11 protein-coding genes are annotated in these 15,054 nt (G+C 42.8%); all 11 read right to left on the bottom strand.

Annotated features, from left to right (window positions below; translation table 11 throughout):
- Positions 1-11 precede the first annotated feature (11 nt).
- The 11 genes from ACHLI0_RS16935 to clpP all read right to left on the bottom strand — a co-directional run bounded on the left by ACHLI0_RS16935 (position 12) and on the right by clpP (position 15,049).
- Positions 12-1,196, bottom strand: a complete 1,185-nt coding sequence (locus tag ACHLI0_RS16935; RefSeq protein ID WP_055216327.1) for an OmpA family protein — start codon at positions 1,194-1,196, stop codon at positions 12-14.
- Positions 1,197-1,298: 102 nt separating this feature from the next.
- Entirely contained in the window at positions 1,299-3,221 is a 1,923-nt protein-coding gene (mutL, locus tag ACHLI0_RS16930) for a DNA mismatch repair endonuclease MutL (RefSeq protein ID WP_234118551.1), read from the bottom strand.
- A gap of 14 nt (positions 3,222-3,235) precedes the next feature.
- Positions 3,236-3,538 (bottom strand): hypothetical protein, encoded by a 303-nt coding sequence (locus ACHLI0_RS16925; protein WP_008760777.1) that lies wholly within the window; start codon positions 3,536-3,538, stop codon positions 3,236-3,238.
- 1 nt (position 3,539) lies between these two features.
- Positions 3,540-5,270 (bottom strand): OstA-like protein, encoded by a 1,731-nt coding sequence (locus ACHLI0_RS16920; protein ID WP_490749733.1) that lies wholly within the window; start codon positions 5,268-5,270, stop codon positions 3,540-3,542.
- Positions 5,271-5,292: 22 nt separating this feature from the next.
- The gene (locus tag ACHLI0_RS16915) at positions 5,293-6,675 is read right to left on the bottom strand and encodes a peptidylprolyl isomerase (RefSeq protein WP_008760775.1); all 1,383 of its coding nucleotides are present in this window, start codon (positions 6,673-6,675) and stop codon (positions 5,293-5,295) included.
- 9 nt (positions 6,676-6,684) lie between these two features.
- Entirely contained in the window at positions 6,685-7,530 is an 846-nt protein-coding gene (locus ACHLI0_RS16910; RefSeq protein WP_008760774.1) for a peptidylprolyl isomerase, read from the bottom strand.
- A 54-nt stretch (positions 7,531-7,584) separates the two neighbouring features.
- Positions 7,585-9,129 carry a peptidylprolyl isomerase gene (locus tag ACHLI0_RS16905; protein WP_490749732.1) on the bottom strand — a complete coding sequence of 515 codons (1,545 nt, stop codon included), beginning with the start codon at positions 9,127-9,129 and terminating at the stop codon, positions 7,585-7,587.
- A gap of 94 nt (positions 9,130-9,223) precedes the next feature.
- Positions 9,224-10,702, bottom strand: a complete 1,479-nt coding sequence (gene guaB / locus ACHLI0_RS16900) for an IMP dehydrogenase (protein ID WP_490749731.1) — start codon at positions 10,700-10,702, stop codon at positions 9,224-9,226.
- An 87-nt stretch (positions 10,703-10,789) separates the two neighbouring features.
- On the bottom strand, positions 10,790-12,970 hold the full coding sequence (gene recQ, locus ACHLI0_RS16895) for a DNA helicase RecQ (RefSeq protein WP_008764112.1): 2,181 nt from the start codon (positions 12,968-12,970) through the stop codon (positions 10,790-10,792).
- A 169-nt stretch (positions 12,971-13,139) separates the two neighbouring features.
- The gene (gene clpX, locus ACHLI0_RS16890; protein ID WP_490749730.1) at positions 13,140-14,384 is read right to left on the bottom strand and encodes an ATP-dependent Clp protease ATP-binding subunit ClpX; all 1,245 of its coding nucleotides are present in this window, start codon (positions 14,382-14,384) and stop codon (positions 13,140-13,142) included.
- A gap of 2 nt (positions 14,385-14,386) precedes the next feature.
- The gene (gene clpP, locus ACHLI0_RS16885) at positions 14,387-15,049 is read right to left on the bottom strand and encodes an ATP-dependent Clp endopeptidase proteolytic subunit ClpP (protein WP_004297164.1); all 663 of its coding nucleotides are present in this window, start codon (positions 15,047-15,049) and stop codon (positions 14,387-14,389) included.
- Positions 15,050-15,054 lie beyond the last annotated feature (5 nt).

The raw sequence follows: 15,054 nt of genomic DNA, 5'->3' as shown, positions 1-15,054 counted from the left end.
TATCAAATGTATTATTGAGCTGATTCTACCAATACAACACGATTCAGAATCGGTTGACCGAACTTGTCGACACCACCACCTGCTGCAACAGACAGTCTGTCTGCAGAGATGCCATATTTCTTAACCAACAGGTCCTTAACAGCTTGTGCACGTTCCAGACTTAACTTCTGGTTGATAGAAGGAGTACCGGTTGCAGAGTCTGCATATCCGTTGATTGTATAGGTCATGTTCGGGAATTCTTTCATCTTGCTGGCAAGATATGACAAGTTCATTTCTTCTTGTGGAGACAATTTGTCTGAACCAATCTTGAAGAATACGGTACGCGGTGCAATGTTGGCATCTGTTACAACGACTTCTTCTGCTTCTTCCACTACAGGCTGCTGTGCATTGGCCAACTGTTGCTGCAACTGCATATTTGCGGCTGCCATAGCATTCATCTGATCACGCATTTGTCTCAATTCCAGTTCGGAGATAATCTGTGGAACAGGACGTTGGAATCCACGGGTCGGGAAATAATAAGTCACACCGAGAGTAGCACCTAAGATACCATCATAATCGGGTTTACCACCGTGTTCACCGTCAAATTTACCTTCCAGACCTGTTGCACTCAGTTCAAGGTTCAAATCTACAGCGTTTGACAAACGGAAACGGTTGATAATACCTGCATTGAAGGTAGCAGCGTTTGTATGAGGCTTAGAATAAGAATGAGCCCAACCGGCACCGATATACGGAATAATTTCATATACGCGATCCGGATTGTAACCACCGAAAAGTGCATTCAGATTAATCAGCAAGTCACCATGAAGATTCATATAGTCCCATCTCTGTTTGTAGGAGCCATCTTCTCTCGGACCACCGACTACATAGTTTGCAGATTCATTGGTGGTGAATCCTTTGGATTGCAGTCCGCTATATTGCATACGCAATCCGAAACCGGGTGTTACCCATTTACCAACTGACACATTCAATGTCGGAGCAATACGATCTCTGAATTTTCCGATATGGTCGTTATTACCAAATAATACCTGTGCACCGCCTCCTACAGAGAAGAACCAGTTGCTCCAGAATGGGTTAGTTATTACTTGATGTTTATCTTGTACCTGAATAACATCGTATTCAGTTACAGTCACGGTTTGCTGCGCAGAAGCGACAGACGCAACGCCGGCAAAAGCCAGCAACATTAGAATCTTTTTCATATACCTAATAGTTAAGTGGTTATTATAATCTTTTCTTTGTTGAACTATTTAAATAACACGAACTGAACTAAAAGGTTTTAAGAAATGATGATTTTATTTGTTTTATTTGAATAATTTCTCGATGTCCTCTTCCTTGATTGTTGTCAAGACTGTTTTGCCATCCGGAGTGTAATTTGGTGAAGGACAGGCAAAAAGACTGTCTACAAGACTTACCATTTCCTCATTACTCAACACCTGACCATAGACAATAGCCGCTGCACGCGCTAGTGTTAAAGCTAAGATATTCTGAATTTCCTCCTTCACATCATTCCCTTTTTCCATAGCTGTATGTAGCATATTCCGTACCAACTCAACCGGATTCAATCCTTCTATCCCCGAAGGAATGCCATTGATGGCATAACTACCGCCACCCAAATCACTCAAATCGAAACCTACCGCCGACAAATCATCCATGATTCCTTGCAGGACAGCCGCTTCTGAAGCAGGCAGCTGTAATATCTCGGGGAAAAGCACTCCCTGCGAAACACCTTGTTTTTGTTTTATCTGCACCATATACCGGTCAAAAAGTACGCGGATATGCGCACGATGCTGGTCGATCAACATCAAACCGGATTTCACCGAAGTCAGAATAAAACGACCTTTGAACTGCAAATGCAGATTTCCTTTCTCAATCACAGGTTCATTAGCATATAAAGTAGAGGAAGCCGATGAGAAAGTGGAGGAAGCGGCAGATACCGCCGAAATAGTTTTCTCTTCAGCAACCATCGGTTCTTCCTCGAAAGGAGAATTTTCCCAATCCATTTCCGGTTCCTGCTGAGGCTCATTCATCTTACTTGCTTTGGTCAATCCACCATACAGTCCTTCCCATTCCACCTTCGGACGACTATATGATCCGTCGCCACTTCCACCGGAAGATACTTTGAACGGATTGAAATCCGAATTATAATGAATCTTCGGAGGTGCAGGAGGCAGGTTCTGCTCAAATGCAGGAATATCCGGCATATCTTCCGTATCGAAATCAATGGAAGGAATGGCACTGAACTTGCCCAAAGACTCTTTTACTGATGCCGAAAGTATTTGCCAGATGGCCTGTTCATTCTCAAACTTGATTTCTGTCTTTGTGGGATGAATATTCACATCGATATTAGCCGGATCTACTTCAAAATAAATAAAGTAGGAAACTTGCTCGCCAACGGGAATCAGCTGTTCATAAGCCTCCATCACTGCCTTATGAAAATAAGGATGGCGCATATAACGCCCGTTGACAAAGAAATATTGGTGAGCACCTTTCTTACGGGCTGTTTCCGGCTTCGCTATGTAACCCGAGATTTTCACCATCGTAGTATTCACCTCTATATTCAACAACTGTTGATTCAGCTTCTTGCCGAAGATAGCAAGAATACGTTGCCGCAAAGGAGATACAGGCAGATTAAACAGTTCGGAATCATTGCTGTAAAGCGAAAAGGCTACTTCGGGATGAACCAAAGCAATACGTTCAAACTCTGCCAGAATATTACTTAGTTCTGTTGAATTAGCTTTCAGAAATTTACGACGGGCGGGCACGTTGAAGAACAGATTCTTCACAGAGAAGTTACTTCCCTTGGAACAGGAAACGGCTTCCTGACTTTCGACTTTGGAGCCTGCAATCACCAGTTTTGTTCCCAGTTCTTCCGATTCCAACCGTGTTTTCAGTTCAACCTGCGCCACAGCCGCAATGGAAGCCAGTGCTTCTCCACGAAACCCCATCGTACGCAAAGCAAACAAATCCGCCGCTTCCCGAATCTTAGAAGTCGCATGGCGTTCAAAGGAAAGTCGCGCGTCCGTTTCGGACATTCCCTTTCCATCGTCTATAATCTGGATGCAGGTCTTACCGGCATCCGTAACTAACACATGTATATTTTGAGCATCTGCATCGATCGCATTCTCCACTAGCTCTTTAATAACAGATGCCGGACGTTGTATCACTTCACCGGCAGCAATCTGATTAGCTACCGAATCAGGCAACAAATGAATAATATCGCTCATAGTTTATTTAGTAGTTAAAATGACCAGCTTCCCGTCGCTAAATAATGCCACAAATACAAAAGGAAAGCTATGATAATCAATATGATTCCAAAAGATACAGGCTTACGGCCACTTGCCTTTCTGCGCTTCAGGTGCGTTGTTCCTTCGACAAACTTACCGCGGATATCTTCGGGACTGAACTCTTTATCCGGAAGCATTCCCAACTCGCGTTTCGCCTTCTCCTCCATCTTCTCAAGCTTTTCTTTCCGCTCGTTTACATAAATGTATTGATGATTAAAGCCTCGAGGTTTTCTCATCGAATTGAAAAACATTCCCATATTACTTCATATTAATTAAGTTTCGCTTATCTGTCTTTGGTTTCCGGTCGGTGGTTGGTTTCAGTGTCTCTCCTTCCTTCTTGCCTCTCCAGTTGAAGATATCCTCTTTATTTAAAGGACGGACATAGTCAAACCAGGCAAATGTAGATAGCCGCAACTTGTCGGGAGGGATCTGATCCATCGGATATAATGTTCCGTTGGACTTACCTACGAACATCCCTTTTTCCATCTTCTTCTCTTTCATATAAAGATGGAGCACACTCCCCTCCATATTATTAAATCCGGTCATCGTACTGTCTTTTTCTTCCGGGTAGAAAGCGGTCATCACATTACCTATCACTTCAATATGACGCATATCACCATTTTCGAAATAGGCTTTCATCTCTTTACCGGACACTTGGTTATAATGAACAGAATCTTTCATCTCCACCGTCAGTGCCTGATTGATAATGTGGGCCCAGTTAATGGTACTGTCATTCATATAAATCTTGATCTCCTCGCCAAGCAGTTGCTGACCTTCATTCCAAAGAATCGGATCGGTATACATGGTCAGACAAGAGTCTTTTGAATTATAAACCAGTGAGTCACAAACTCCCTGTACATCCGTCCGGTACATACGTACCTTATGATAAGCTTTCATCAGGCGGAAAACAGAGTCCGTATTCAGATTATAGGAAATAAGCTGCAACGTATCTCCATGCATAAAGAGGCTGTCTCCTTGCGAATAGTCAATAGCAACTGCACGTTTGGTAGCAAAAGCAGAGTCGGTCAATTCGTTATAGAAACAATAATCGCCGGTCAGCATATTTTTATTAATGGTATCCGTCATTCGTATATTATCGAACGCTTCACCGTATCCCACTTTCCGGTCATAGAACAAACTGTCACCAATCAACTTCTTTCCCTCATTCGTCAGGATAGAACGGTCCAGTAATTCAGCCTGTTCACTGAGTGTATTATAGAAGCCTCGTTCCGAATAGATGTGATTATTGTCACTTACGATATTCGAAGGACCGAGAATGGTAGCAATCTTGGAAAAAGTATTATATTTCAGTGTATCCGATGTCAGGACAAACTTGGGATTCACCAATTTCACATCATGATTGAATACCGACTGTTTGGTAGCCGGGCTGTATTCTCCCCAGTCCGAGGTCAGTACATTCTCTTCATCCATCAAAGTACCACCCTCGAAATAATAACCGAGATCATAAAGACGGTCATAATTCAGACTATCGGTCAGAAGCGTCGTGTTCCGGTTAATCATTTTTACGTTCTCACGAATCTGCGCAATCTGTGTCATTCCGTCGTAATAAAGATAATCACCGTAGATAAACAAGGTATCTCCCTGTTCCATACGTACATTACTGAATGCTTCAACCGAATTGGTTTTCTCGAAAATCAAGGCACTATCACAGTACATATACATACTATCATGACGCAATTTCACATTACCAATCAATACTTGAACATCCGGACGGGCAAGCTTATCAGCTTTTCCTTGGTTTGCATGAAGCAAATATACTTTCGTCTTCTTATTTTCCGGCTCTTTCTTGGTATCTTTACCAGTTTGCTTCGTTCCATCCGGAGTTTTCGCAGCCGGAGTCTCAGCCTTTTTAGTCTGTCCGGTGGGCTTCACCTGCGCCACAAGGCATACGGCAAACAGGCATAGAAAGCCTATAAGAAGCCATCTATGCCCGTCTTGCTGTTTATCTTTTTTGTTTTGTTTCAGCATATAAAGTCAAGCTGTTTAAACATCAATCGTTCCTTACCCAACCCGGATACTTGAAGTCACACTTCTGCCAGTTCGGGTCAATACGTACATACGTATGTTTTTGTTTGTTCAGAATCCACTTCTGCAACATTTCTTCCCGGCGCTTATCCATCACGATTTCTTTCAGGTCCTGATAGTCTTCTGCAATGGTAGCTTTATGACCGTTGATCTTTGCTTTCAGTTTTACAATAGCACAAACTTCTTTTCCATCCTTCTCGTTAATCATCGTAAAGGCTCTGGAAATTTCGCCTACATTCATCTTATCCACCACTTTCGCAACATCCTGAGGTAAATCCTGCATCTGGAACTTAGAAGTAGTGATACCTGTACGCTCATTCGTATTCACCATAAGACCGTGATTATTACGAGTATCCTTATCCTGTGAAATCACAGAGGCAGCCTCATCAAATGTAAACTTATTCTGACGGATATCATCGCCAATAGAATCCAGACGGGCACAAGCCTCTGTCAACTCCTTTTCAGATACTTTCGGGCGCAACAGGATGTGACGGGTATTCACACGGTCGCCACGTTTCTCGATAAGCTGGATAATATGATAACCAAATTCAGATTCTACGATCTTGGAAACTTTCTTCGGGTCCTGAAGACTGAATGCTACATTGGCATAAGCCGGATCCAGCATACCACGTCCCATAAAATCAAGTTCACCACCTTTGATAGCAGAAGCCTTATCTTCGGAATACAGACGTGCCAGTGTAGAAAAATCAATTTCACCCTTTGTCACACGGTCTGTATAATCACGCAGACGTCTCTTTACATCTTCAATTTCAGCAATAGGAATTTTAGGTTGCAGTGTAATAATCTGCACTTCTACCTGAGTCGGAATATAAGGGATACTGTCCTGAGGAAGATCCTTGAAATAGCGGCGTACTTCTGCCGGAGTTACCTTGATATCTCCTACCAGTTTCTGCTGCATCTTCTGTACTGTCAGTCCATCACGGGCATTTTCGCGCAACGTTTCACGAATTTGAGTAGCAGTCTTATTGAAGTATTCCTCCATTTTCTCCTTAGAACCAATCTGCTGGATATACATATTGGTCATCATATCTACACGCTGAATGATTTCCGCTTCGGAAACTTCGATACTATCCAACTTTGCCTGGTGCAGGAATAACTTCTGCACAGCGATTTCTTCGGGTATTACACAATAAGGATCGCCTTCAAATCTGCGTCCATTGTACAAGGCATCCATACGGGCCTCTTCTACATCTGATTTCAAAATAGCTTCGTCACCTACTACCCAAACTACCTCATCAATTACATTGTCCTGTGCATAAGTTACCACGTTGGCAAATACTGCCAGGACAAGGGTAACAATAAATCTAAAGTTCACAAACTTCTTCATTCTTTGTATTTAATAATTGTATATAATCTTCTTCTTGTTTACAGCCTGCTGATACAGGTCATTCTTCACTTGTTCCATAAAGTTCACCCGTTTCTGATTGACCAGTAAATCCTTCACTTCCGACCGGGCAAACTCATACGGTTTCTCTTCACCTGCCCCGCGATAATCGCTCACATTGAGGAAATAGTAAAATGCCGTATCTTTCAGTTCCACATGTCGGTGCTTGTCTACATATTGCTCCGGTGATGCCTCTTTCAATGGAATCAGGTCCAGAACATCCGTTACCGGAACCCATTTATTGTAAAAGTATTCATACTTCACCGCATTCTGCAAACTATATTTTTCCAGACTTTCCACAGCATCCTGTTTTTCCGTCTTGTACCATCTGCGAACATTGTTCAGCTGAGGTGCCGTCAACGGTACTTTAATAAACAATCCCTTGATCAGCGGAGATTCCAATTTAAACAATTCCTTGTTTTTCTCATAATAATCCGCTATTTCCTGTTCCGAAATATCATTCGTCAGTTTTTGATTTATCAATTCCTGCTGATAGGTATGCATAATCAAAGCTTTCCTGTAATTCTCCACCAGCTTATCTACATCCACATTATCCGGAATATTATTCGCTGCTTTTTCATACAACAAAATCTCTTCCGCCCAACTACGAATGTAATGCTCAGCGAAAAGAATACTATCATCTTTTGACAATCCGACCGGTAGTACAGACATCAAATCTTCTTTATACAAAAAGTTACCATCTACCTCCACCAATGCAGTCTTGCCTTTGTGGTCGTACTGCTCTTTGCACGCTCCACAACAGAGAAGGGTAATTAGTAAGAGGACTAATATTCGCATTGTCAATTCAAATCTACTTATTTAAGGTACGAAGATAGTGAATAATCGGTTACATCAGTTATTATTAACTGTTTTTAAAACCTCTTGGTTTATTTCAACCTTACCAGACTCCCTCAATTCCCGCTCCCAATATGCGTTAAGATAGTTTCTATAATCTTTTCTCACCTGATCAATTACCTCTCTGTAATCCTCCGGTCCCTTCTGTTTTTTGCCCACAGCAATAGTAAAAGGATAAGACACTACAGGATCAAATCCCCCCTTCTTAAAGACCAATTTATCTATATATTTATTATCTCCGTCGGCAAAAATACCCTGTTCAATTTTAATTGTTTCGGCACCGGATGTATTAAAACTTTTGCGAAGTATATCCTCCCATTCATTCTCCGGAACTTTTTTCAGCAGCTTTTTAGCCTGTTTGGCAGTCTTTTTATCTGCACAATGCAACACCACTCCTTTATATCGGGGATGTTCCCATCGGTAATCCGATGAATGAAACCTAAAATAAGTAGCCAATCCCGCCCGATCATTAACAGCCGGTAAATCTACTTTCTGATGCACAATTTCCTCAGCCAGACATTTTTCAGCATATTCCTGCAAAGTATAACGAAGCTCCGGATGCTTACTTTCCATATGCTGACTCTCATAATCCAGTAGAGATTTTGCTATAAAACCATTCAACTGCCGTTTTACAGCCTGAGGATGGGATGAAGCAAACCGCTTAAACATTTCCCCAGTATATGCCTGCCCGTTGATGGTAAACAAAGTCCGCTCCGTTCCACCTTTCTGCAATACTTCGTCCAAAGACTCCGTATTCGGAATATACTGGTATTCCTTTTTCAGTTGTTCTACTATGGCTTCCGTTCCTTTATCCAACGGCTGACGCCTTAAACGATTCAGAAGGCTGTCACTAACGACTTCATATGCAGGCACTTCCTTCCGATCTATAACTTTCAGAATATGAATCCCTTCCGGAGTAAAAAAAGGTTTGGATATTTCACCTTTTGCTAAAGAGAAAGCTGCTTCCTCAAACTCCGAGGTTGTCTGCAAACTTTCTATCCACCGACAGCGTTTATCATCCGAAAACCGATCCACCAAACGGGCAAAATCCACGCTCGGCTGATTTTGTATCACCTGATAAATAGAGTCCATGCGGGCTTGTTCCTCCTGTAAATGCCGGGAAGTAATGGTCTGAGGCAGGTATTTGAAAATCTGCTGTATCTGCACTTGTCCGCCACGTACATTTTCCTTCATCTTCTGATATAGAATACGGGCATTGCCATCCATTTCCTGATCATCCAGAAGGTATGACCTCAGCAGATTTGTCCGATAAGCCTCCTGTTGTTTGCGGAAAGCCAAAGCTGTGTCAAGTCCGGTCGCTCTGGCTGCTTCCACTTTCAACTTAGACTGAATGAAAAGCTCCGCATATTCTCTAGGAGACAATTTCGTACCATTACCGTCCGTATGCCGACGATAGGAATATTCAAACTCCGAACGAGGTATTTCTTTCCCATTAATCCGCATCACTACGGGATCTTCCTGAGCGAAAGCCAATACTCCGAAGAGACTTATCCATCCTAAAAGCAGATTTCTTTTCATCATTGATTTTTATTTTAAAACGACAAACGGTGAACAACGAACATATGCCATACAGCCTGTTCACCGTTCACCGTTAATCGTTTACCGTTTATATAAATTATTCCGGACGGCTATAGTTAGGCGATTCACTGGTAATCGTCACGTCATGCGGGTGACTTTCCATCACTCCGGCATTTGTGATACGAGTAAACTTCGCATCATGTAGTTGTTCAATATTAGCAGCACCGCAATATCCCATACCTGCACGAAGACCACCGGACAGCTGATAAACCACTTCGTAAAGTGTACCTTTATAAGGAACACGAGCAGCAATACCTTCCGGAACCAGTTTCTTCACATCGGCAGTTCCACTCTGGAAGTAACGGTCTTTTGAGCCATTCTCCATCGCTTCCAATGAGCCCATACCGCGATATGATTTGAATTTACGTCCGTTGAAGATGATAGTATCACCCGGAGACTCTTCTGTTCCGGCAACCAATGATCCGATCATCACACAATATCCGCCGGCAGCCAATGCTTTTACCACATCACCGGAATAGCGCAAACCACCATCAGCAATCAGAGGAACACCTGTACCTTTCAGTGCCTTGGCTACATCATATACAGCCGACAACTGAGGAACACCTACACCTGCAACAACACGAGTAGTACAGATAGAACCCGGACCGATACCTACTTTCACTGCATCAGCACCAGCTTCTGCCAAAGCCTTCGCAGCTTCTCCGGTAGCAATGTTACCTACCACGATATCAATATTCGGGAAGCGTTTCTTTGCTTCTTTTAGTTTTTCAATAACGTACATAGAATGTCCGTGAGCTGTATCGATTACGATAGCATCTGCACCGGCATCCACCAATGCCTGCATACGATCCAGCGTATCAGCAGTAACGCCGACACCTGCAGCTACCCGCAGACGACCTTTGGCATCTTTACAAGCCATCGGCTTATCTTTTGCCTTTGTAATATCTTTATATGTAACAAGACCGATCAGTTTGCCATCCATTCCTACAATCGGCAACTTTTCAATCTTATGTTTTTGAAGAATCTGTGCAGCAGATTCCAGATCGGTAGACTGATTAGTAGTAACCAATCTTTCTTTAGGAGTCATAACAAGATCAATATGCTTTGTCATGTCTCTTTCGAAACGCAAATCTCTGTTAGTAACGATACCTACCAGATAACCTTCATCATCCACTACAGGAATACCACCGATTTTATATTCAGCCATAATTCCCAAAGCGTCGCTGACAGTAGAACCTCTCTTGATAGTAACAGGATCGTAAATCATACCATTTTCAGCACGCTTTACAATGGCAACTTGTCTTGCCTGCTCCTCAATAGACATATTTTTGTGAATCACACCGATACCACCTTCACGGGCAATGGCAATAGCCATTTTCGCTTCGGTAACCGTATCCATGGCAGCCGTCACAAAAGGAATTTTTAACTCAATGTTTCTTGAAAACTTTGTCGAGAGATCGACAGTGCGCGGTAAAACTTCAGAATAAGCGGGGATCAACAATACGTCATCGTAAGTTAACCCATCCATTACAATCTTATCAGCAATAAATGACATAGGGCTGTGCGTTTAAAAATTTATTGCGTGCAAATATACGGTTTTTATTCAAAACAGCATACCTGCACGCCTATTTTTTTCGCTTTTTTAATTAGCCATTTCAGAGATGAACTTAATTCTCACCAGTCGGACTTCCTCTTCGGTAAATTCATCGCCCAGTTCGTCAAGAGCATCATCAATCTTGTCTGTCGTAGATTCCTTGAAGTAATCATAGATATCGAGCATATGATCTTCATCCATAATTTCTTCCAGGAAGTAGTCGATATTCAGTTTGGTTCCAGAGTAAACGATTGCTTCCACTTCATCCAGCAGTTCACCAAACTCGATTCCTTTGGAAAGAGCGATATCGTCCAGCGCCACTTTACGGTCGATAGCCTGAATGATAGCCACCTTCATCTTTGACTTATTGGCAACCGTACGTACACGTAAATCTTCCGGACGTTCGATTTCATTCTCTTCGCAATGACGTTTGATCAGTTTACAGAACTCTTCACCATAGCGTTTCGCCTTTCCGGCACCTACGCCCGGAATATTCTGCAGTTCATCCAATGTCACCGGATAGATGGTAGCCATTGCTTCCAAAGACGGATCCTGGAAAATGACATAAGGAGGAACTTCCAGTTTCTTGGACAGCTTCTTCCGCAAGTCCTTCAGCATTGAATAAAGAGCCGGGTCTACCGCACAAGAGCCACCGCCACGTGCAGGTACTTCTTCTTCCGTTTCTTCAAAATCATTATCTTCAGTAATCTTGAATGATTTTGGCTTCTTCAGGAACTTGTGTCCTTCTTCCGTCACTTTCAGGAGACCATAATTCTCCACATCTTTGCTCAAGTAACCGCCAATCAAAGCTTGTCGGATCACTGCATTCCATGTTTTGTCTTCTTCGCCCATACCCGAACCGAACACTTCGAGATCTTCGTGTAGGTGAGCCTGTACTTCCGACGTTTCTCTACCTTGTAGTATGTCTATGATATAATCTGCCTTAAAATTTTCTTTCACCGCGATAATCGCTTCAATCACGGCACATAATAACTCTTGAGCCTCCACTTGTTTTTTAGGGTTTAAACAGTTGTCACAATTTCCACAATTTTCTTCCGTATATTCTTCACCGAAATAGTGCAGCAATGTCTTGCGCCGACACACGGAAGATTCGGCATAAGCAGCGGTTTCCAACAGAAGCTGCTTGCCAATTTCCTGTTCTGCCACAGGTTTTCCTTGCATGAACTTTTCCAGTTTCTGCAAGTCTTTGTTTGTATAAAAGGTCAGGCACTGGCCTTCGCCGCCGTCTCTGCCGGCACGTCCTGTCTCCTGATAATACCCTTCCAGACTCTTCGGGATATCATAATGGATCACAAACCGTACATCCGGCTTGTCGATTCCCATACCGAAAGCGATGGTAGCCACAATCACTTCCACCTTTTCCATCAGGAAATCATCCTGGTTTTTCGTTCTCGTCATTGAGTCCATACCTGCATGATAAGGACGCGCGTTTATTCCGTTTGCCTGAAGAATTTCAGCAAGTTCCTCTACTTTCTTCCGGCTCAGGCAATAGATAATGCCCGACTTTTCCGAATTGTTCTTGATGAACTTGATAATATCTTTATCAATATTATTGGTCTTTGCGCGTACCTCATAATAAAGATTCGGACGGTTGAACGAGGATTTGAAAACCTGTGCATCCACCATCCCCAGATTTTTCTGGATATCGTGCTGTACCTTCGGTGTTGCTGTTGCAGTAAGCGCAATCAAGGGAGCTTTCCCTATTTCGTTAATGATCGGACGAATTCGCCGATACTCCGGACGGAAGTCATGCCCCCATTCGGAAATACAATGAGCTTCGTCTACCGCATAGAACGAAATTTTCACCGAACGCAAAAAATCTACGTTTTCTTCCTTTGTCAATGACTCAGGAGCCACATATAGCAATTTTGTTTTTCCGGCAAGGATGTCAGACCTTACTTGGTCTATTGCGCCTTTATTTAATGAAGAATTTATAAAATGGGCGATGCCATCCTCTTCACTGAAATTACGCATTGCATCCACCTGATTCTTCATCAACGCAATGAGCGGAGAAATAACAATTGCCGTACCTTCCATCAAGAGCGAAGGTAACTGATAGCATAAAGATTTTCCGCCACCGGTAGGCATTAGCACAAAGGTATCTTTACCATCAAGCAAGTTCTGAATGATTGCTTCCTGGTTTCCCTTGAACTTATTAAATCCGAAATACTTTTTCAGTTCATCTGTTAAATTAATCTTCCCTGCCATCTTAACTTAGGTTGTTTTATTCAGTTCATGGTTTAACTTTAAGTAAAGCCCTCCATTGCAAGAGAGCCAAACAAAGTTATAAACAACTTCGTAATTACCAAGCAAAATACGACTAATATTTTCAAGAAAAAACAGAAACAATCATTTTCAGTAGCCTTACTATTTGATATTAAGCAATTTGCAGCCTTGCCATATTCGCTTTTTCCAGCTGTTGTTTTGCATAATCCAGCGTTACCTTATACTCTTTTTTGCTCTCTGAAGGGATTTCAAACATGACATCCATCATGATTGTTTCCACAATAGAACGCAATCCACGGGCACCTAACTTATATTCTACAGCCTTGTCAACGATATATTCGAAAACAGAATCTTCAAATGTCAGCTTGATACCATCCATTTCAAACAACTTGATATATTGCTTGATGATAGAGTTTTTCGGCTCGGTAAGAATAGCACGGAGTGCATTGCGGTCCAGCGGATTCAGATAAGTCAGCACCGGAAGACGACCGATTATTTCGGGAATCAGGCCGAATGACTTCAAATCCTGAGGAGCAATGTACTGCATCATATTATTCTTATCGATCACTGCTGTTTTCTGCGATGCGGTATATCCTACCACATGCGTATTCAGCCGTTGGCCGATTTTCTTTTCAATACCATCGAAAGCACCACCACAGATAAAGAGAATATTCTTGGTATTCACCGGAATCATTTTCTGGTCGGGATGCTTACGGCCTCCCTGGGGAGGAACGTTCACCACCGATCCCTCAAGCAATTTCAGCAAACCTTGCTGCACACCCTCTCCACTTACGTCGCGGGTGATAGAAGGATTGTCTCCTTTGCGGGCAATCTTGTCTATCTCATCGATAAACACAATTCCTTGCTCAGCCTCCGGCACATTATAATCTGCCACCTGAAGCAAACGGGTCAGAATGCTTTCAATATCTTCACCGACATAACCGGCTTCCGTCAATACCGTAGCGTCTACAATCGTAAACGGGACATGAAGCAGCTTGGCAATAGTACGTGCCAGCAATGTTTTTCCGGTTCCGGTACTACCCACCATGATAATGTTTGATTTTTCAATTTCTACATCATCACCGCTGTCTTTCTGCAAAAGACGCTTGTAATGGTTGTAAACTGATACAGAAAGAAAGCGTTTCGCATCGTCCTGTCCGATTACGTACTGGTCGAGGAATTTCTTTATTTCTACCGGTTTGGGCAGTTCTTTTAAGTTGAGTTTGGTAGCTCCCGCCCTTTTTCTGCCTTCGCCCAGGGCTTCCTGAGTAATCTCATAAGCCTGAGTAGCACAGCTGTCGCAGATATAGCCGTTCATTCCTGTGATCAGGAATCCGACTTCATTCTCCGACCGACCGCAGAAGCTACACTTTTTCTTTGTCTTTGAATCAGCCATTTTTATTTTTTAATCAATACTTCATCAATCATTCCGTATTCTTTCGCTTCCTGAGCTGTCATCCAGTAATCACGGTCCGAATCGGCCCATACCTTATCAAAGTCAGTGTGCGAATGATCAGCGATGATCGTATAAAGTTCTTTCTTCAATTTCTGAATTTCACGGGCTGTGATTTCAATATCCGAAGCCTGTCCCTGCGCACCGCCCATCGGCTGGTGAATCATCACACGTGAATGCGGCAATGCAGAACGTTTGCCTTCGGCACCGGCTACCAGTAATACAGCAGCCATCGAAGCAGCCATACCTGTACAAATAGTAGCAACATCACTTGAAATAAACTGCATGGTATCGTAAATACCCAGTCCGGCATACACACTACCGCCCGGAGAATTGATATAGATAGAGATATCCTTGCCCGGGTCTACAGAGTCCAGATAGAGCAGCTGCGCCTGAAGCGTGTTTGCCGTATAGTCATCTACTTGTGTACCCAGAAAAATAATGCGATCCATCATCAGTCGGGAGAATACATCGAGCTGAGTTACATTCAGCTGTCTCTCTTCGAGAATATAGGGATTCAAATACCCGGCTTGCGATTTAATCACATCGTCCAGCACCATGCCATTCATTCCTAAATGCTTGGTTGCGTATTTTCTAAAATCATCCATGTTAT

Source organism: Bacteroides sp. RCH18 (assembly GCF_058231005.1).
This window is presented reverse-complemented; position numbering and strand designations above follow the sequence as displayed.

Bases quoted from the DNA above. Each gene is read 5' to 3' on its own strand.
- ACHLI0_RS16935 (WP_055216327.1), bottom strand. From the start codon at position 1,196: ATGAAAAAGATTCTAATGTTGCTGGCTTTTGCCGGCGTTGCGTCTGTC.
- mutL (WP_234118551.1), bottom strand. From the start codon at position 3,221: ATGAGCGATATTATTCATTTGTTGCCTGATTCGGTAGCTAATCAGATT.
- ACHLI0_RS16925 (WP_008760777.1), bottom strand. From the start codon at position 3,538: ATGGGAATGTTTTTCAATTCGATGAGAAAACCTCGAGGCTTTAATCAT.
- ACHLI0_RS16920 (WP_490749733.1), bottom strand. From the start codon at position 5,270: ATGCTGAAACAAAACAAAAAAGATAAACAGCAAGACGGGCATAGATGG.
- ACHLI0_RS16915 (WP_008760775.1), bottom strand. From the start codon at position 6,675: ATGAAGAAGTTTGTGAACTTTAGATTTATTGTTACCCTTGTCCTGGCA.
- ACHLI0_RS16910 (WP_008760774.1), bottom strand. From the start codon at position 7,530: ATGCGAATATTAGTCCTCTTACTAATTACCCTTCTCTGTTGTGGAGCG.
- ACHLI0_RS16905 (WP_490749732.1), bottom strand. From the start codon at position 9,129: ATGATGAAAAGAAATCTGCTTTTAGGATGGATAAGTCTCTTCGGAGTA.
- guaB (WP_490749731.1), bottom strand. From the start codon at position 10,702: ATGTCATTTATTGCTGATAAGATTGTAATGGATGGGTTAACTTACGAT.
- recQ (WP_008764112.1), bottom strand. From the start codon at position 12,970: ATGGCAGGGAAGATTAATTTAACAGATGAACTGAAAAAGTATTTCGGA.
- clpX (WP_490749730.1), bottom strand. From the start codon at position 14,384: ATGGCTGATTCAAAGACAAAGAAAAAGTGTAGCTTCTGCGGTCGGTCG.
- clpP (WP_004297164.1), bottom strand. From the start codon at position 15,049: ATGGATGATTTTAGAAAATACGCAACCAAGCATTTAGGAATGAATGGC.